This is a genomic window from Zemynaea arenosa, assembly GCF_004614185.1.
GTDB classification, from domain to species: domain Bacteria; phylum Pseudomonadota; class Gammaproteobacteria; order Burkholderiales; family Burkholderiaceae_D; genus Telluria; species Telluria arenosa.
Genome location: NZ_SPVF01000099.1, coordinates 14,870 through 32,919 on the forward strand (window position 1 = coordinate 14,870; position 18,050 = coordinate 32,919).

The window sequence follows — 18,050 nt, forward strand, 5'->3', positions numbered from 1 at the left end:
CTTCACCGCAAGGAGCGATCATGTCTACGGCCCCACTTACACCGCAGCAGCTATGCCCTTACCTCTGCGTCAAGGGCGCGCGAGCTGCCATCGACTTCTACACGAGCGCCTTCGGCGCCCGGCTCGACTACTGCCTGACCGACCCCGCCGACGGGCGCATCGGACACGCCGAGCTCACCTTCGGCGCCACCCGCCTGTTCCTCGCCGATGAGTATCCGGATTTCGGTGCGGTCGGGCCGGACACTCTCGGCGGATCGCCCGTCAAGTTCCACCTGCAAGTGGCGGACGCCGACGCCTTCGTTGCGCAAGCAGTGCGCCATGGTGCCACGATCCTGCGGCCCGTCAAGCTGGCCTTTCACGGCGAGCGCAGCGGCCTGCTCGCCGACCCGTTTGGATTCAGCTGGTTCGTGAGCTGCAAGACCGAGGATGTCAGCGCCGAGGAAGCCCAGCGCCGCTGGAACGCCATGGCCCAGGGAGCCGCCTGATGGACCGCCCGGAGGCCGCGGAGCTGGCCGAATTCCAGGCCCTCGAAGACGCCTTCAACGAGGCGATGGTCAGCAACGACGTGAAGCGCATCGCGGACCATATCACCGATGACTGGATCCTGGTCACGCCGGAAAAAGGCCCGGTCAGCCGCGCCGCCATCCTGGGGGTGATCGGCAACGGAGTCCTGACACACGACTGGATGGTGAAGACCATTGCGCGCGTGAAGCGCTACGGGGATGTGGCGCTCGTGACTGGCCGCGGCCAGAACACCGGCACCTTTCGCGGTGCGCCGATCCAGGCCGACGAGTGGATCACCGACGTGTATCGGCTTGTGGACGGGCGCTGGCGCTGCGTCTTGACCCACCTGACGCCGGCGCCCGCGTCGCCCTCGGGGGCTGCGCCTCGCTCGGAGGATGCATGACCGGAGTGGTCATCAACACGTCGATGTCGCTGGATGGCTACTGGCCCCGGCGCGCAGGCCAGCCTGGCCCAAGGTCTGGGCACGCGCCCGCGCGGTCCAGCGCGTGCTCAAGGCGACCTCCGCTACCGGCTATGCCAGACAGGGGATGCGTCAGCGGCCGCCAGCGCCGGTTTAACCTGCGCGCTTGATACCTTCGGCCGAGCGGAAGGCCACCAGGTCCGCGATCGACACCACCGGTAGCCGATGGCGCATCGCGTACTGGACCACCTGTTCGCCATGCGCCATCGTGCCATCGTCGTTCATCAATTCACACAGCACCGCCGCGGGCTTGAGCCCTGCGAGCCGCGCCAGGTCGACGGAGCCTTCGGTGTGGCCGCGCCGATCCAGCACGCCATTGGGCTGGGCGCGCAGCGGGAACACATGGCCGGGGCGCGCCAGGTCATCCGGCTTGGCATGGTCCGCGATGGCGGCACGGATCGTGGTCACGCGGTCGGCGGCCGAGACGCCGGTGGTGACGCCCTGCTTCGCTTCGATCGAGACGGTGAAGGCGGTGCCGTAGCGGCTCTCGTTGTGGGCCACCATCGGCGGCAGGTCGAGCGCGCGCAGCTTCTCATCGGTGAGGCACAGGCACACGATGCCGCTGCAATCGCGGATCAGCATGGCCATCGACTCAGTGGTGATCTTCTCGGCGGCGACGATCAGGTCCGCTTCGTTCTCGCGGTCGATGTCGTCCATGAGGATGACCGGGCGGCCTTCGCGCATCGCGGCAAGCGCCTGCTGCACGCGGACGACCGGGTCCTGTGGGACGTAGGTGGAAATTGAAGTGACTTCGGAAGGGACTTCGGTGAACATTGAAACTCTCCTCGCTAGGAAGCATGGGCGATAAAGGGTTCCAGGGCGCGACAACACAATGCAGCGGCCCTCGCGGACCGCGCAAGACATCATCACATCTTCTCTCATCCGGACTATGACCGTCGGCTCCGGCCTTGAACCGGATCTGCTGTCCCTGCGCGGGAACGCGCAGGCGCTCGCGGGCTCGGTCGCTCGTGGCGTGACGCATGCTCCACCGCGACCCTACCGCCGGTAGGGACTTCCACCCTGCCCTGAAGACGTATGCCGGCCAGGCGGCCAGCGACGCGCAGTGTAGCACCGCCGCGTGAACGCTGCTGGCGGTGGCATAATTCTCCGACATTTCAACCTCAGGGAGACTCGCATGAACTATCAAGGCAGCTGTCATTGCGGCCGCGTGGCCATCGAAGTGGAAGGCGATCTGCAGCAGGTCATGTCCTGCAATTGTTCGATGTGCCAGCGCAAGGGCGCCCTGCACTGGTTCGTGCCGCGCTCCGCGCTCACGCTGAAGACACCAGAGGATGCGATGTCCACCTACACCTTCAACAAGCACGTGATCAAGCACCACTTCTGCCCCGCGTGCGGCATCCATGTGTACGGCGAGGGAACGGACCCCAAGGGCAACGCGATGGCCGCCGTGAACGCGCGTGCGCTGGAGAACGTGGACCTGGAGGCGCTCCAGGTGCAGAAGTACGACGGCCGCTCGAAGTAACCGCCCGCACGCCGCATGCAGAACCTGCAGCAGTACCTGATCTTCGCCAGCGCGGCGCGGCTACGCAGCTTTGCGCAGGCCGCACGCGAGCATGGGCTCACGCCGTCCACGGTCGCCAAGAGCATCCAGCGCCTGGAGGAACATCTCGGCGTGCGGCTATTCCACCGCACCACACGGCAGGTGAGCCTGACGCCGGAAGGCGATGCGGTCCTGGAGAACTGCCAGCGCCTGCTGGCCGAATTCGAGAACCTGCAAACCTCCGCCGCCGGCGTGCGCGGTGAGCCCCATGGCCTGCTGCGCATCTCGGTCCCGATCACCTATGGCCGCCAGGTCATCCTCCCCGTTCTTGCGCAGCTGGTGCGGCGCCACCCGCAGATCCAGCTGGATGTCCAGTTCGACGATGGCTACTGCGACCTGGTACGTGGCGGTTTCGATGCCGCCATCCGCACCGGCGCCCTGAGCGACTCCAGCCTGGTGGCGCGCCGCATCGGCAGCCAGCAGCTGATCCTGTGCGCCAGCCCGACCTATCTCGCTGGAGCAGGCACCCCGCGCCGCATCGCGGACCTCGCCGCCCACCGCGCGATTGTCTTCCGCATGCCGACCAGTGGCCGCGACCGGCCATGGGTGCTCAAGGACGGCACCACCACCACGGAGCTGACACCCACGTTCGCCGTGCGCTGCAACGACGGCGAAGCGATGGCCGCCGCCGCGCAGGAAGGCCTGGGCATCGCGCAGCTGCCGCACTACATGGTGGAGGCCGCGCTGAACGCCGGGCGGCTGGTGGAGCTCATGCCCTCCAAGCGCCCGCCCGCGATGAACATCTACGTCGTCTACCCCAGCGGGCGCCAGCTCTCGCCGCGCGTGCGCGCGCTGGTGGACGCGCTGGCCAGCGCTCAGCTGGACCAGGGGCAGATCGAGACGTTCGCCGTCCGGCAGATAGACTTCCACCGGCGTCATGCCGAAGATGCCGATGCTCTCCATTGGCTCATCGCCGGTGTTGAAGATCTGGTGCAGCGCATTGCGGTCGATGATCATGGTGCTGTCCGCGCCAAACGGCAGGACCTTGCCGTGGATATGCAGCTCGCCGCTGCCGCGCAGGCAGATGACGATTTCATCGCAGTCGTGCCGGTGCGGCGGCGTGGCACCGCCGGGCGCCACGCTCTGCTTCCAGACCGAGAATTGGGTAATGCCGTGCGCGCTGCCGGCCAGGGTGATGTGCTCGATGCCGGGCAAGGATGCGCGCGGCAGCTCACTGTGCTGAAGGATGGTCATGGCGATCTCCGTTGAAAGAAGACCGCAGTCTATGCCGCTCCACTCATCCCGTGAACGGCATAAATTGGCACAACATTGATGAACTGAATTCCTCAATCGCCGGAGCTGCCGTCTGGCCCCGGCGTTCCTGCGCGTTCAGTCGAACTGCTTGCGGAATTCTTCGAACTGCGCGGTGAGTGCGGCGACCTGCGCGCGCAGCTCGGCCACTTCGGCTTCCAGCTGGCCGACGCGCGAGCCTTGCGGTGCCGAGGCAGTCGCCGCGCCACCGTAAGCCGCAGCCGATTCCTGCTGCGCCAGCGCGGCATCTCCGGCCAGCAGGTGGCCATAGCGCGGCTCCTTGGTGCCCGGCGCCAGCGCCAGGCGTGCCACCAGCGGCGGATACTTATCGATCAGGAACTGCAGCGCGGTTTCGACGTCCGGCACCGACTTGAACTCGTGCAGGCGCCCGGTGCGGGTGCGGATTTCGCCCGCCGTCTGCAGCCCGCGCAGCATCAGCACCGTGAGCACGGCCAGCTTATCCTGCTCCAGGTTCCACTTGATGCGCATGCGGTGCTCGTACTTGGTCACACGCGCGCCGGCCTGCGTGGTGGCGTTGACCAGCTTGCGGGCGCTGAGGCGCTGTAGCACATCGGCCACCGTGTCCTCGGACAGCTGCATCACCGGGTCCCGCGAGGACAGCTGGTTGCAGCCATTGGTCAGCGCATTGAGGGACAGCGGGTAGTTATCCGGCGTGAGGGCTTCCTTCTCGGCCAGCACGGCCAGCACGCGGATTTCAAACGGATCGAGAATATTGTCGGTGTCAGTCATCGTTCTTATTTATTCAACCATGCGATTGAGTTGCTCTTCATCGAGCTTGTCGCACTCCGGCACACTGGCGCAGCTGATCCCGTGCGCGCGCATGGTCTGCATCAGGCGCTCGATCTGCTCGTCCTGCCGGGCCGCGTGGGCGATGAGGTTCTGCAGCGCCTTGGACAAAGGATCGTCGCCATTCGGCGTCACGCCATACGCCGCGAACAGCTGCGCGGTTCGCGCCTGGTCGGACTTCTGCACGATGTGCGCCGGGTTGCCGACCGCCGTCGCCCCTGGCGGCACAGGCTTGAGCAGCACCGCATTCGAGCCGACCTTGGCAAATTCGCCCACCGTGAACGCGCCCAGCACCTGCGCGCCCGCGCCGACGATCACGCCGCGCTCCAGCGTCGGATGGCGCTTGACGCCCGTGTGCAGCGACGTCCCGCCCAGCGTCACGCCCTGGTAGATGGTGCAGTCGTCCCCCACCACCGCCGTTTCACCGATCACCACGCCGAAGCCATGGTCGATGAACACGCGCCGCCCGATCACGGCCCCAGGGTGGATCTCGATGCCCGTGACGATGCGCGCCAGATAGGAGATGAAGCGGCCCAGCCACTTCAATCCATTCCCCCAGCACCAGTGCGCCCAGCGGTGCATCATGATGGCCTGGAAGCCGGGATAACAGGTGAGCACCTCCCAGCCGTTACGGGCGGCGGGGTCGCGTTCGATGATGCTCCTGATATCTTCGCGGAGTCGGGAAAACATGATGAGTGGCGATGTGCGCTATGAGTGACAGGGACATTCATGGTAGCGCATTCGCCAGCGCTGTGCTTGCGGCGCTGCCCGCCCGCCCGGGGGCTCAGCCTTCCTTGGCCAGCCGCTGGCGGCGCGCCTCGTACAGGCACACGCCGGAAGCCACCGACACGTTCAGGCTCTCGACCGAGCCGAACATCGGAATACTGACCAGCACATCGCAGGTCTCGCGCGTCAGGCGGCGCATGCCCTCGCCTTCCGAACCCATGACCAGTGCCGTGGGCCCCGTGAAATCGCCCTGGTACAGGGTCTTGTCGGCGTCGTCGGAGGTCCCGATCAGCCAGATGCCGCGGTCCTTCAGGTCGCGCATGGTGCGCGCGAGGTTGGTGACGGTGATGTACGGGACGGTTTCTGCCGCGCCGCTGGCCACCTTGGCCGCGGTGGCGTTCAGGCCCACCGCACGGTCCTTCGGCACAATCACTGCGTGCGCACCGACGCCGTCGGCCACGCGCAGGCAGGCGCCCAGGTTGTGCGGATCGGTGATGCCGTCCAGGATCAGCAGCAGCGGCGGACCGTCCACGGCATCCAGCAGCTCGTCCAGGTTGCGCGCCAGCGCGATCTGCTGGGCGAAGGCGATCACCCCCTGGTGGCGGCGGGTGCCGACGATCCGATCCAGGCGCTCGGATTCCACCGGCATTACGCGCACATTGTGCGACTTGGCATGGGCGATGAGGTCCTGCATGCGGCGGTCATTGCGGGCCGCGTCGACAAAGATCTCTTCCACCGACGAAGCTTCGTGGCGCAGGCGCGAGGTCACGGCGTGGAAGCCGAAAATCATTTTGTTCTTCATGTGCTGCTGCTTTTCCCTGGTTCTGGTTCCATGGCGGCGCGCTCGTGGGCGGCCGCCTTTTTAAAATTCTGGCGGCCCTCCGGTTGGCGGCCGCCTGCGCAAATCGCTTAACGCTTCTTGCGGCTGGTCTTCGCGCTGGTCTTCTTGCCCGCGCGCGCTGCGGCCTTCTTGGCTGCGGTGCCGCCCTTGCTGCGGCGCGGCTTGTATTCGACTTCCTCGACTTCGTAGCGCGACGTGGTGGTGGTGCGCGAACGCTTGCCTTCCACTGCCGGAGCGGCAGCGGCACCGTTGCCGCCATTCGCACCGTTCGCGCCCTTGGCGGACTTGCCCCGGCCGCCCGCGCGCGGCGGCGCCATCGGCTGGCTGTCCGCACCCGCGAGCACCAGGTCGATCTTGCGCGCCTCGAGGTCCACGCGGCTCACCTGCACGGCCACGCGGTCGGTCAGCTGGTAACGCTTGCCGGTGCGTTCGCCGCGCAGCTCATGGCGCGCTTCGTCGTACTGGAAGTAGTCGGCGCCCAGCTCCGTGATGTGCACCAGGCCTTCGACAAACAGCTGGTCAAGCTGCACGAACAGGCCGAAGTTGGTCACGCCCGCGACGGTGCCGGTGAACTCCTCGCCCAGCTTGTCCTTGATGAACCAGCACTTGAGCCACGCCTCCACGTCGCGCGAGGCCTCGTCCGCGCGGCGCTCGTTGGCCGAGCAGTGCACGCCCAGCGCGTCCCAGATGGTCAGGTCCTTCTCGTCCTTCTCCTTGCCCTCGGAGCGGTTAACCGCCGCCTGGCGCCGCTGGGCATTGGAGATCGTGGTGTTCAGCGCCGCCATGTTGATGCCGGTCGGCTCATAGCGCTTGCCGAGCAGGATCGCCTTGATGGCGCGGTGGGTCAGCAGGTCCGGATAGCGGCGGATCGGGCTCGTGAAGTGCGCGTACGCCTCATACGCCAGGCCAAAGTGGCCGATGTTGTCCGGGCTGTAGACCGCCTGCTGCATCGAGCGCAGGAGCATGGTCTGCAGCAGCGACGCGTCCGGCCGGTCCTTCACCTTCTTCATCAGCTCCGCGTAGTCCGAGGCGCTCGGCGAATCCGCGCCGCCCAGCGACAGGCCGACGGTCTTCAGGAAGTTGCGCACCTGGGTGAGCTTTTCCTTGGTCGGCCCCGCGTGGATGCGGTAGGTGCCCGGGTGCTTGTGGCGGATCAACAGGTCCGCCGCGCAGGTATTCGCGGCGAGCATGCACTCCTCGATCAGGCGGTGCGCGTCGTTGCGGGTGCGCGGCAGGATCTTCTCGATCTTGCCCAGCGAATTGCAGACGATGTAAGTCTCGGTGGTCTCGAAGTCGATGGCCCCGCGTTCGTGGCGCGCCTTGAGCAGCGCCTGGAACACGTCGTAGAGATTGAGCAGGTGCGGCACCAGCCACTGGCGGCGCATCGCCTCCGGGCCCTTGGTGTTGCCGAGGACCGCCGCGACTTCGGTATAGGTCAGGCGCGCCGCCGAATGAATCACGGCCGGGTAGAACTGGTAGGCCTTGACCTCGCCCTTGGCCGTGATCACGGCGTCGCACACCAGCGTGAGGCGGTCGACATTCGGATTCAGCGAACAGAGGCCGTTGGACAGCTTCTCCGGCAGCATCGGGATCACGCGGCGCGGGAAGTACACCGAGGTGCTGCGCTCCAGCGCATCCTCGTCCAACGCGTCGTTCGGCTTGACGTAGTGGCTGACGTCCGCGATCGCGACGATCAGGCGGTAGCCATTGGTGCGGCCGATCTTCACCGGTTCGCAGTACACCGCGTCGTCGAAGTCGCGCGCGTCTTCGCCGTCGATGGTCACCAGCGGTACATCGCGCAGGTCCACGCGGTCCTTCAGGTCCGCGGCGCGCACCTCGTTCGGCAGCTTGTTGGCCTGCTTGAGGGCCGCGGCCGAAAACACGTGCGGCACGCCAAACTTGCGCACCGCGATTTCGATTTCCATGCCCGGGTCATCGAGCTCGCCCAGCACTTCCACGATGCGGCCGGAGGGCTGCGTGAAGCGGGCCGGCTGCTCGATCAGCTCCACGCTGACCACCTGCCCGGCCTTGGCCTTGCCCGGCGAGCCGGCGACCAGGATGTCCTTGCCGATGCGTTTGTCTTCCGGCACCACCAGCCATACGCCGTTCTCGTTCAGCAGGCGGCCGATGATATGGCTGTTCCCGCGTTCGACCACTTCCACGATGGTGCCTTCGGGACGGCCGCGGCGGTCCACGCCGGTGACCTTGGCCATCACGCGGTCGCCATGCATGACCTTCGCCATTTCACGGTCGCTGAGGAACAGGTCTTCCTGCGTGGGGTCGTCGGGGATCAGGAAGCCGTAGCCGTCGCGGTGGGCGTTGATCTTCCCGGAGATGAAGCCGGTGTGCTCGATCAGCACGAAGTTGCCGGCGCGGTCCATGCGGACCTGGCCATCGCGCTCCATGGCGGCGAGGCGGCGCGTGAGCACGTCGTACGCGGCGGGCTTCACGCGCAGGGCCTTGGCGATGGACGGGATGTCGAGCGGTTCGCCGGCGTTGCGGAACAGGCCGAGAATCTCTTCGCGGCTCGGAATGGTATGTGTAGGTTGGTTCAAGTCGATCTTTATTCTTGTCGTATGAGGCGGGATTAAGTGTAACGGAGAGCTTGCGAAACACCTAACGTGCGCGCTTCCGTGTGCAGGCGCGGAGGAGGCTTTGACAATCGCAAATTCTCCGCTATAATCTTGGTCTTTCGCGAAACGGAAAATCGTTGAGCGAAATCAGTCAAGCAGCGCGTTGAGAGAAACGGAAGTTAATCTGGCGCAAAACTGCAAAGACGGTTATTATAGCAGACGCAGTGCCCACGTGGCGGAATTGGTAGACGCGCATGGTTCAGGTCCATGTGCCGCGAGGTGTGGGGGTTCGAGTCCCTCCGTGGGCACCAAAATCTACCGTAGTATCCAGCAGCACCCGCAGTAAGAAATAGCAGTCAGCAGTAACGCAGTACATTGCCCACGTGGCGGAATTGGTAGACGCGCATGGTTCAGGTCCATGTGCCGCGAGGTGTGGGGGTTCGAGTCCCTCCGTGGGCACCAAAAATTCCGTAGAATAGCCAGCTTTGCTGGCTATTCTCATTTTTAACTGCCCACGAGCGAGGCGCCTGCGCGCCTCGCGGGAGGGACTCGAAAGCCGGGGCGTACTCGCCCCGGCGGGGTCGCGGAACGTGACCGAGTCCCTCCGTGGGCACCAAAAATTCCGTAAAAGAGCCAGCTTCGTGCTGGCTTTTTTCATATCCGGAGCCTGCATCGTAATGGCCGTGGAACTCGACCGCATCGATATCCAGATCCTGAATCTGCTGCAGGACGACGCCAGCACGCCCCTGCGTACCATCGCAGACCGCATCCACTCCTCCACCGCCACCGTCCAGCGCCGCATCGCGCAGCTGCGTGCGTCCGGCGTGCTGCTCAAGGACGTGGCCCTGGTCGACCGCGTGAAAGTCGGCCGCCCGCTCACCATTTTCGTCTCCGTGCAGCTCACCGCGCAGAACACCGCGCTGTTGAAGGCTTTCGAATCCGCCATGCGCGCCGAAACCGATGTCAGCGCCTGCTACGAGGTCGCCGGCGAGTACGACTTCCTGCTCGTGATGACCGCGCCCTCGATGGAGCACTACCAGCAGTTCACGCGCCGCGTGTTCACCTCCCTGAACAACGTCGCCAACTACAAGAGCCAGTTCGCGATGAACTGCGCAAAGTTCGAGACCCGCGTTCCCTTGTAGTTTTTGTCCCGCCGCGCCCCGTCAGAACGAGACGCCGTCCCGTGCCACCTGCCTATCATGATGGGTTCCTTTTCCATAGCAGGAGCACACATGATCGACCACGTATCCATCAGCAGCCGCAACCCGTCCCAGTCCGTCCCCTTCTACAAGCGCTGCTTCGCGCCACTCGGCTACAGCGTGCAGATGGAAGATGCCCAGCAGGTCATCTGGGGCAAGGACGGGCACTGGAGCTTCGCCTTGTACCCAGCCCAAGGCGAGGCGCCGCTGGTGGGCCAGCGCGTGCATTTCGCGATTGCCGCACCGTCGGAGCAAGCCGCCCAGGGGTTTTATGAGGAAGCGGTCGCACAAGGCGCCGAAAGCCTGCGCGCCCCCGGTCCACGGCCGGACATCAACGAGCGCTATTACGGCACCATGATCCGCGACCTGGATGGGCACACCATCGAAGTCGTCTACTGGCGCCCGGCGGCGTAAGAGGTCAGTGGCAGGCCGACGCGAGATCGTCCAGGATCGGGCAGGCGGAGCGCTCGTCGCCATGGCAGGAGCGGTACAGCTGCTCCAGGGTGCGCTTCATCGATTCCATCTCGCCGATCTTGCGGTCCAGCTCCGCAATGTGCTGCTGCGCCAGCGCGCGCACGTCCGCACTGGCGCGGTGCTTGTCCCGCCACAGCGCGAGCAGCGCACCGATCTGCTCCAGCGAAAAGCCCAGCGCGCGGCCACGGTGGATGAACTGCAGCACGCGCACATCCTGCTCCGTGTACACGCGGTAGCCCGAGTCCGTGCGCGCCGCCGCCTCGATCAGGCCGATCGACTCGTAATGACGAATCATCTTGGCCGATACGCCCGAGGACTTGGCCGCTTCTCCGATGTTGTACCCCATTCCGCTCACTCCCTGCTGGACACCGCGTCGATCATAACCCTTCCGCGCACACTTGACACAGCATCGGAAGCGGATATGCTCGTGCCTGATCACCCCTCATTCACGATAACCAGAGCAGGAGGAGCCGATGTTCACCAGTCCCGAGCAATTTGCTGCTGCCACCAAGACGCTGTTTGAACTCCAGATGAACACCTTCAACACGCTGGCCAGCAAGGCGGTGCAGGGGGTGCAGCAAGTCGTCAACCTGAACGTGCAGACCGCGAGGAACTCGGTCGAGAACACGCTCGCCGCCGGCAAGGAGATCAGCCAGGCATCGGATCCGCAAGCCGCCATGGCTGCCGCCTCGCAGCAGGCCAGGGCGGGCGCGGGCGCCAATGCGGCGGTCCAGTACGGGAGCGACCTGAAGACGATCATCGACGACATCAACCGCGAGTTCCACACCGCGGCCGATGCGCACATGGCGGAAGCGAAGAACGCCCTCTCCGCCCTGATCTACGACGTGACGCAGAACGTGAAGCCGGGCAGCGAGAACGCCGTGCAGATCGTGAAGGCGGCCATCGACAACGCCTTCCTCGGCTACGAGCAGGTGACCAAGGCCACCCGCGCCGCCGTCAAGCAGGTCGAGGAGCAGATCGCCAAGGCCAGCGACATGGTCAACCAGCAGCAGGGCCCAGGCACCCCGCCCAATCAGTGACCCGGCGTGCGTATGCCCAGCATCTCCTCCAGGTGGGCATACGCCGCATCATCCTTGATCACCCCGCGCAGCCACACATGCAGCGGCTGCGCGCCCCACTCCGCGGCCTTGTCGGCCAGGTAGGCCACCGGGCTATGCGGCTCGGTACGACGAAAAAAATCCGCCACCGCGCGCAATTGGGCCAGCGCCTGTGCGCGTGACTGCAGCGGACCTGCGCCGCCGGGAAGTTCGGGCCGTAGTCCGGAGCCATTCACGGCGCCGGTGAACGAGCTATCCGGACTCCCGGTCCCGCCTTCGCCGGTATCCACCCCGCGCGCCGCGTCGCTCACCAGATCCCGCAGCAGCGCTTTGGACGCGGTCAGCCCGGGCCCGTCCGCACCCAGCCTTTCATCGATGGCCTTCTCCAGCTCCAGCACCGCGTGCTGCGCATGCCGCAGGTCGTCTAGCCAGCCCTGCCCCTCACCGCGCGGGCTCTCGCCGATGAGCTGGGGCAGGCGCGCGGCCAGCCAGCCGATGTTCCCGGCGCGCTGCTCGTAGCCACCTTCGTCCGGCAAAGGATGCACGCCGTCCCAGTAGCGGGTACACAGGCCCGCGGCCAGCAGCAGCGCGTCGCCCAGGGCTCGCATACCGTTCGTCCTGGCCGCCGCCTCGGCGAGCCACACGGCGAGGCGCAGGTCCTTGCTGCGCGCGCCGATCAGTTGCGCGCACTCGCGCGCCACGAACGGCCAGTCGGCCTCGCGCAGCGAGGTCTCCCAGTCGCCTTGTGCGAGCGTCGGGTCGTCCGCCTCGCGCGCCCGCGCGATGGCGTCCACTTCGGGACTGAACGCGATGTCCTCGCCGCATGGGTGGTCTCCGGGGATGGGTTGGAGCAGCTCATCGATGCCCAGAACTTTGCTCATGGCCGCTGCTCAGGCAATGTGAAATACGAACTGGCCGTCCTCGCTCGCGCTGACGGCGATGCGTTCGATCGGCTCCCCGGTCGCCATGCGCGCGAGGACGGTGTCCGCGATGGCGGGCAGCAGCGTGCCGTTGAGGATCGCATCCACATTGCGCGCACCGGAATCGACCTCGGTGCAGCGCGCCAGCACGGCCTCCACCAGCGCGTCGTCGTACATGAATGCGGCCTGGTGGTTCGTCAGCACGCGTTCGCGAATGCGATCGAGCTTGAGGACGATGATCTCGGCCAGCACATCGTCGCCGACCGGATAGAACGGCACCAGCGTCACGCGGCCCAGGAAGGCGGGCTTGAAGTGCTTGGCCAGCGCCGGACGCACGATGGTCGCCAGTGCGTCGGCGTTCGGCATGTCTTCCGCCGCCTTGTTCAGGCAGGCCTGCATCACCAGCGAGGAACCGGCGTTGGAGGTCATGATGATCAGCGTGTTGCGGAAGTCGATGGTGCGGCCTTCCGCGTCGTCCAGCACACCCTTGTCGAACACCTGGTAGAACAGTTCCAGCACGTCCGGGTGGGCCTTCTCCACTTCATCCAGCAGCACCACGCTGTACGGGTTGCGGCGCACCGCCTCGGTCAGCACCCCGCCCTCACCGTAGCCCACATAACCTGGCGGCGAGCCTTTGAGGCCGGAGACGCTGTGCGCCTCCTGGTATTCGCTCATATTGATGGTGACAAGTTTGCGCTCGCCACCATACAGCAGCTCAGCCAAGGCCAGCGCGGTCTCGGTCTTGCCGACGCCCGAGGGCCCGGTGAAGAGAAACACGCCGCGCGGCTTGCATGGGTCTTCCATGTTGGCACGCGCCGTCTTCACGCGCTGGGCGATGGCAGCGATGGCGTGGGACTGGCCCAGCACGCGCTGGCCCAGCGTCTCTTCCAGCTTCACCACCTGGTCGATCTCGTCCTTCACCATGCGGCCGAGCGGAATACCGGTCCATGCAGAGACGATGTCCGCCACCACGTGCCCGTCCACTTGCAGCGGCACCAGCGGCGTCTCGCCCTGCAGCGTGTGCAGCTCGTGAATGGTGGCCTGCAGCGCCTTGGCATCGGCGCCGGCGCTGCCGGATTCCACAAGCTGGCGCAGGCGCGCCACCTCCGCGGCCAGGGTGCGTTCGCGCTGCCACTGCTTCTCCAAAGCGGCATAGCGCTCTGTGAGCTCGAAGCGATCGGCCCGCAGGCAGGCGATGCGCTGCCCATGTTCGCCGCCCGTATTGGATTCGCGCGTCAGCGCTTCCAGCTGGGCGTCGATACGCTCCAGCCGGCGGCGCAGATCTTCGATGGCGGCGGGTGTCGCGTCCTGTCCCAGCGCCACGCGGGCGCAGGCCGTATCGAGCACGCTGATTGCCTTGTCCGGCAACTGGCGCCCGCCGATGTAGCGGTGCGACAGGCGTACCGCGTCCACGATGGCCTCATCGTACACGCGCACACCGAAGTGCTCCTCCATCAGCGGCGCCATGGCACGCAGCATCGCACAGGCGGTGTCCTCGTCCGGCTCCTCGACCTTGATGACCTGAAAGCGCCGCGCCAGCGCGGCATCCTTCTCGAAGTACTTTTTGTATTCGCTCCACGTGGTGGCCGCGATGGTGCGCAGCTCGCCGCGTGCCAGCGCGGGCTTGAGCAGGTTGGCGGCATCGTTCTGGCCCGCTGTACCGCCTGCGCCGATCATGGTGTGCGCCTCGTCGATGAACAGCACGATCGGCTTCGGGCTGCGGCGCACTTCGTCGATCACGTTCTTCAGGCGATTTTCGAATTCGCCCTTGACCGAGGCGCCGGCCTGCAGGAGGCCCATGTCCAGCGTGTGCAGCTCCACGTCCTTGAGCACCGCGGGTACGTCCCCACTCGCGATGCGCAGCGCCAGGCCTTCCACCACGGCGGTCTTGCCGACACCTGCCTCGCCTGTCAGGATCGGGTTGTTCTGGCGCCGCCGCATCAGGATATCGATCGCCTGGCGAATTTCGGCATCGCGACCGATCACCGGATCCACCTTGCCGTCGCGGGCGCGCTGGGTGAGGCAGGTGGTGTAATGGTCCAGCGCCGGGGTGCCGGCGGCGGCCCGAAATTCCGTCACCGGGTCGCGGCTCGCCTGCGCTGCGGCCGGTGGTTCGGCTTCGACGGAGCCTTCCGTCAGCTTGTCGAAGTCGTGCTTCAGCTTCTCGCGCGGGAACTGGGCGAACAATCTGGAACCGCGCTGCGCGAGCTGCGCCAGGTCGGGCTCCGTGAGCAAAGCGAGCAGCAGATGGCCGCTGCGGATGCGGTGCGGCGCGTCCGCATCGAGGGACGCCAGCAGCCAGGCGTGTTCGAACAGCGTGGGCAGGTGGCGCGAGAACACCGGCGTGCGCCCGCTGCCGCTGGCGAAGCGCCCCACTTCGTCGCGCAGGTCGCTCTCAAGCACCGCGAGGCTGATGCCGCAGCCGCGGGCGATACAGGCCACGTCCGAATTCTGGTGCTCCAGCAGCGCCAGGAACACATGCTCGATGTCGACTTCGTACTGCCCCAGGCCCACGCAGATATTGGCCGCGCGCGTGGCCGCGGTGCGGGTCACGTCATTGAGCTTGCCGATCAGGGTTTTCATGTTGATGTCCATGGCGGCTCCTTGTGATCGAGTAGCGCAGCGAGGATGGCTGCAGCACGGCGTTGAAGTTGACCGGCTCGGCCAGCCCCGTGTCCTTGAGCGTGGCGGTGATGACGAAACTGAGACGGTTGACCGAGCCTTCCTGCGCTTCCAGCGTGGCCTGCACGTTGTCCAGCCGCGGCTCGTGGCGCTCGATGGCGTCCTTCAGGCTCGCGCAGACCTTCTTGCGGTCGTCGTCACTGGACAGGCACAGGCCCGCAAAGTCCACCAGGCCATAGTGCAGCACCGAGTTCTGGCAATGCGGGAACGGCGCCAGCATCTCGGGCAGGATGGCGAGGCGGGTGTTGAGCAGCGCCTCCAGGTCGCGCGCGACGCTGTCCTTGTACTGCTCCAGCGTGAGCTGGTCCGAGGCGGAGCCGAACAGGCGGTCGAACAGGCTGGGTCGGAGGGAGTTCATGCTCTGCGGCTGTGTGTTTCGGGAGAGCCACCGGCGCCATCACTGAAGCATAGGCGCGCGGTGGCCGCAAAATACATCATGCGATCTTGTTGGCCGCCAGGTCCCAGCCGCCGGACGTGTTGCCGCCCGAGCCGCCGCCAACCTTCTGCTGCGTGTACTTCCACTTCACCTTCGAGTACTTGATGCCGACGCTTTCGTGCAGGATGTTCCCTTCATTGACGGCGGGGTGGATCGCGCCGATCAGCACATTTTCCAGCTCCACCTCGAAATACTTGATGCGTTCCCCCTGCCCGTCCGCGCGCATGAACTCCAGCTTCGCCTTCGGGATGGTCTTGCCGGAGGAGCAGGTCTGCAGCAGGATCGGCGAGGACAGGTCGGCCAGCTTGGTGATGGTGATGTCCTCGTGCTCGCAGCGCTCCGCCGTGTGCCCGCCGCCGGTGGACGCCGTCGCGGACTTCGGCTGGATCACGCCAAACTGCACCGAGGTGCATTCGATCCAGTCGCGGTGCTTGTCGTCGTTGGACTCGCCCTTGATGCCGTCGATCTGCATGTACACGTCAATTGCCATGGTGTTCTCCTATGGGTATGTGGGGAGGGAATGCAAAGTGCTCAGGACTTCGAACCCTGCGGAAGTTCGGCGACCAGCCGCAGGGACACGGACAGCTCGTCCAGCTGGAAGTGCGGCCGCAGGAACGAGACGGCGCGGTACACGCCCGGCCGGCCCGGCACCTCGGACACCTGCACGCTGGCTTCGCGCAGCGGGAACTGCGCCTTCTGCTCCTGGCTCGCGTTGTCGTCCAGGAGGACGTAACGCATGATCCAGCGATTGAGGTAGTCCTCGACATTGCTGGCCGCCGCAAAGCTGCCGATTTTGTCGCGCATCATGGCCTTCATGTAGTGGGCCACACGCGAGACCGCGAAGATGTACTGCAACTGGCTGGACAGCACCGCGTTGGCGTTGGCCGCTTCGCTGCTGTACTTGCGCGCCTTCTGCGCGGATTGCGCGCCGAAGAAGGCGGCGTACGCGGTGTTCTTGCAATGGACCAGCGGGATGAAGCCGAGGTCCGACAGCTCCTTCTCGCGCCGGTCCGTGATCGCCAGCTCGGTGGGGCACTTGAGCGCGATCTCGCCCTCGTCGGTCTTGAAGGTGTGGGTCGGCAGGTCTTCCACCAGGCCGCCGCCCTCCACGCCGCGGATCGCCGCACACCAGCCGTATTCGCCAAAGGCATGCGTCAGGCGCGCACCGAAGGCATAGGCCGCGTTGCACCACAGGTAGCGCGAGTGGTCGGTGCCGTCCACGTCCTCGACGAAGTTGAAGCCTTCGACGGCGGTGCCGTTGACCGGGTTGTAGGGCAGCCGGCCCAGGAAGCGCGGCAGCGTGAAACCCACGTAGCGCGCATCTTCCGATTCGCGGAACGCCTTCCAGCGCGCGTACTCCACCGTGTCCAGCACCTTGGCCAGGTCGCGCGGCTTGCCCAGGTCACTGAAACTGTCGATGCCGAACAGCTCGGGCGAGGCAGAGGTGATGAAAGGCGCGTGCGCGGCCGCCGCCACGTGCGACATCTGCTCGACGAAGTACAGGTCCTCGGGCTGGCGCGTGATCTCGAAGTCGCCGATCAGGGTACCGTAGGGCGCGCCGCCGAAGGTCCCGAACTCCTCCTCGTACACCTTTTTGAAGATCGCGCTCTGGTCGAACTCCAGCGCGGCCTGGAAGTCCTTCACCAATTCCCGCTTGGTGGCGTTGAACATGCGGACCTGGACGCCCTGCTCGCCCGCGCTGCCCTTGACCAGGTACTGCAGGCCGGTCCAGCTGCGCTCCAGTTTCTGGAATTCGGGCGCGTGCAGGATGGCAGAGAGCTGGGCGGAGATCAGCCGGTCCAGCTCCGCGACGCGTGCATCGATGGTGGCCGACAGGTTGCCCGAGTAGACGATGCTGCCTTCGGTGGCCTGGCGCACCAGCTCCGCGATGATGTCGCGGGCGCGTTCATGCTCACTGGACGAGCGCGCGACGCGGCTCTCTTCCACGATGCGGTCCAGGAGATCGTCATGCTGTGCGGCGTTGGGAGCGGGAGCCGCCACGGCGGCGGATGCGTGAGCGGACATCATTTCTCCTCTTTGGGCGTGTCGATGCGCAGCTGGTCCAGCTGCTCGGTGTTGGCCAGGACTTCGGCGAGCAGGTCTTCCAGCTTGTCGTTCCCGGCGATCTTGTTGCGCAGGTCGGCGAGCTTGGTACGCGCTTCCAGCAGGCGGCGCAGCGGGTCGACCTGCTCGACCACCGCTTCGGGACGGAAGTCTTCCATCTTCTTGAACTCCAGGTCCACGGCCAGTTCGCCCTCGCCCGTGAGTTCGTTCTTGACCTTGAAGCTGGTGGTGGGGGCTACGCCTTCCAGCACTTCGTCGAAGTTGCCGGCATCGACGTTGACGAAACTGCGTTCCTTCAGGCGTTTGCGGCCGGTCTCCGCGTTCGCCCCGAAGTCGCCGACCACGCCAACCACGAAGGGCAGTTCCTTGTTCTCGATCGCGTCGCCGATTTCCACGTCATAGGTCATCTGCACGCGCGGCGGACGAACCTTCTGCAGGCGCTTTTGGGCGCTTTCGCTTTTGGCCATGGTGGG

18 protein-coding genes, 2 tRNA genes, 2 pseudogenes and 1 riboswitch are annotated in these 18,050 nt (G+C 65.8%); of the genes and pseudogenes, 9 read left to right on the forward strand and 13 right to left on the reverse strand.

What is annotated here, in order from left to right; all coding sequences use genetic code 11:
* Window positions 1-20: 20 nt before the first annotated feature.
* Together E4L96_RS07030 and E4L96_RS07035 are read left to right on the forward strand one after the other, a co-directional pair.
* Window positions 21-485, forward strand: coding sequence for a VOC family protein (locus E4L96_RS07030; protein WP_135206504.1), 465 nt, complete (start codon window positions 21-23; stop codon window positions 483-485).
* Entirely contained in the window at window positions 485-907 is a 423-nt protein-coding gene (locus tag E4L96_RS07035) for a nuclear transport factor 2 family protein (protein WP_135206505.1), read from the forward strand. The genes E4L96_RS07030 and E4L96_RS07035 overlap by 1 nt, the downstream gene beginning before the upstream one ends.
* Window positions 908-1,078: 171 nt before the next feature.
* Here E4L96_RS07035 and ribB read toward each other — a convergent pair whose 3' ends face one another.
* Complete coding sequence (ribB, locus tag E4L96_RS07040) at window positions 1,079-1,759, reverse strand: 3,4-dihydroxy-2-butanone-4-phosphate synthase (RefSeq protein ID WP_135206506.1); 681 nt, start codon at window positions 1,757-1,759, stop codon at window positions 1,079-1,081.
* A gap of 92 nt (window positions 1,760-1,851) precedes the next feature.
* Window positions 1,852-2,022, reverse strand: a riboswitch (FMN riboswitch).
* Between the two features lie 98 nt (window positions 2,023-2,120).
* Here ribB and E4L96_RS07045 point away from each other — a divergent pair.
* Together E4L96_RS07045 and E4L96_RS24280 are read left to right on the forward strand one after the other, a co-directional pair.
* Window positions 2,121-2,468 (forward strand): GFA family protein, encoded by a 348-nt coding sequence (locus E4L96_RS07045; protein ID WP_135206507.1) that lies wholly within the window; start codon window positions 2,121-2,123, stop codon window positions 2,466-2,468.
* 15 nt (window positions 2,469-2,483) lie between these two features.
* A pseudogene (locus E4L96_RS24280) lies at window positions 2,484-3,347 on the forward strand (LysR family transcriptional regulator); the annotation flags it as partial.
* 108 nt (window positions 3,348-3,455) lie between these two features.
* On the opposite strand, the pseudogene E4L96_RS24285 reads toward E4L96_RS24280, so the two are convergent.
* The 5 genes and pseudogenes from E4L96_RS24285 to rnr all read right to left on the reverse strand — a co-directional run.
* A pseudogene (locus tag E4L96_RS24285) lies at window positions 3,456-3,740 on the reverse strand (cupin domain-containing protein); the annotation flags it as partial.
* 135 nt (window positions 3,741-3,875) lie between these two features.
* Complete coding sequence (locus E4L96_RS07060; RefSeq protein ID WP_135206508.1) at window positions 3,876-4,547, reverse strand: YceH family protein; 672 nt, start codon at window positions 4,545-4,547, stop codon at window positions 3,876-3,878.
* A 9-nt stretch (window positions 4,548-4,556) separates the two neighbouring features.
* Window positions 4,557-5,294 carry a serine O-acetyltransferase gene (gene cysE / locus E4L96_RS07065; RefSeq protein WP_135206509.1) on the reverse strand — a complete coding sequence of 246 codons (738 nt, stop codon included), beginning with the start codon at window positions 5,292-5,294 and terminating at the stop codon, window positions 4,557-4,559.
* Between the two features lie 94 nt (window positions 5,295-5,388).
* The gene (rlmB, locus tag E4L96_RS07070; RefSeq protein ID WP_135206510.1) at window positions 5,389-6,132 is read right to left on the reverse strand and encodes a 23S rRNA (guanosine(2251)-2'-O)-methyltransferase RlmB; all 744 of its coding nucleotides are present in this window, start codon (window positions 6,130-6,132) and stop codon (window positions 5,389-5,391) included.
* A gap of 107 nt (window positions 6,133-6,239) precedes the next feature.
* The gene (rnr, locus tag E4L96_RS07075; RefSeq protein WP_135206511.1) at window positions 6,240-8,726 is read right to left on the reverse strand and encodes a ribonuclease R; all 2,487 of its coding nucleotides are present in this window, start codon (window positions 8,724-8,726) and stop codon (window positions 6,240-6,242) included.
* A gap of 244 nt (window positions 8,727-8,970) precedes the next feature.
* Here rnr and E4L96_RS07080 point away from each other — a divergent pair.
* From E4L96_RS07080 to E4L96_RS07095, 4 genes are all read left to right on the forward strand, one after another.
* Window positions 8,971-9,055: transfer RNA gene (locus E4L96_RS07080), tRNA-Leu, on the forward strand.
* Window positions 9,056-9,121: 66 nt separating this feature from the next.
* Window positions 9,122-9,206 (forward strand) — tRNA-Leu (locus E4L96_RS07085).
* Window positions 9,207-9,427: 221 nt separating this feature from the next.
* Complete coding sequence (locus E4L96_RS07090; protein ID WP_135206530.1) at window positions 9,428-9,886, forward strand: Lrp/AsnC family transcriptional regulator; 459 nt, start codon at window positions 9,428-9,430, stop codon at window positions 9,884-9,886.
* A 90-nt stretch (window positions 9,887-9,976) separates the two neighbouring features.
* On the forward strand, window positions 9,977-10,357 hold the full coding sequence (locus tag E4L96_RS07095; RefSeq protein ID WP_167758621.1) for a VOC family protein: 381 nt from the start codon (window positions 9,977-9,979) through the stop codon (window positions 10,355-10,357).
* Between the two features lie 4 nt (window positions 10,358-10,361).
* Here the strand turns inward: E4L96_RS07095 and cueR are convergent, their stop codons facing one another.
* Window positions 10,362-10,763 (reverse strand): Cu(I)-responsive transcriptional regulator, encoded by a 402-nt coding sequence (cueR, locus tag E4L96_RS07100; protein WP_135206513.1) that lies wholly within the window; start codon window positions 10,761-10,763, stop codon window positions 10,362-10,364.
* Between the two features lie 127 nt (window positions 10,764-10,890).
* Here cueR and phaP point away from each other — a divergent pair, with 127 nt between their 5' ends.
* A complete protein-coding gene (phaP, locus tag E4L96_RS07105; protein ID WP_135206514.1) occupies window positions 10,891-11,457 on the forward strand; it encodes a TIGR01841 family phasin in 567 nt (188 codons plus the stop codon).
* Here the strand turns inward: phaP and tssA are convergent.
* The 6 genes from tssA to tssB all read right to left on the reverse strand — a co-directional run bounded on the left by tssA (window position 11,451) and on the right by tssB (window position 18,044).
* A complete protein-coding gene (gene tssA / locus E4L96_RS07110) occupies window positions 11,451-12,356 on the reverse strand; it encodes a type VI secretion system protein TssA (protein WP_135206515.1) in 906 nt (301 codons plus the stop codon). The genes phaP and tssA overlap by 7 nt on opposite strands.
* 9 nt (window positions 12,357-12,365) lie before the next feature.
* Window positions 12,366-14,990, reverse strand: a complete 2,625-nt coding sequence (tssH, locus tag E4L96_RS07115) for a type VI secretion system ATPase TssH (protein WP_135206516.1) — start codon at window positions 14,988-14,990, stop codon at window positions 12,366-12,368.
* Window positions 14,950-15,435, reverse strand: coding sequence for a type VI secretion system baseplate subunit TssE (gene tssE, locus E4L96_RS07120; RefSeq protein WP_135206517.1), 486 nt, complete (start codon window positions 15,433-15,435; stop codon window positions 14,950-14,952). Before tssE ends, tssH begins: the two co-directional genes overlap by 41 nt.
* 76 nt (window positions 15,436-15,511) lie before the next feature.
* Window positions 15,512-16,003 carry an Hcp family type VI secretion system effector gene (locus E4L96_RS07125; RefSeq protein ID WP_135206518.1) on the reverse strand — a complete coding sequence of 164 codons (492 nt, stop codon included), beginning with the start codon at window positions 16,001-16,003 and terminating at the stop codon, window positions 15,512-15,514.
* A gap of 41 nt (window positions 16,004-16,044) precedes the next feature.
* Window positions 16,045-17,538 (reverse strand): type VI secretion system contractile sheath large subunit, encoded by a 1,494-nt coding sequence (gene tssC / locus E4L96_RS07130; RefSeq protein WP_135206531.1) that lies wholly within the window; start codon window positions 17,536-17,538, stop codon window positions 16,045-16,047.
* Window positions 17,538-18,044, reverse strand: a complete 507-nt coding sequence (gene tssB, locus E4L96_RS07135; protein WP_135206519.1) for a type VI secretion system contractile sheath small subunit — start codon at window positions 18,042-18,044, stop codon at window positions 17,538-17,540. Before tssB ends, tssC begins: the two co-directional genes overlap by 1 nt.
* Between the last annotated feature and the right edge of the window lie 6 nt (window positions 18,045-18,050).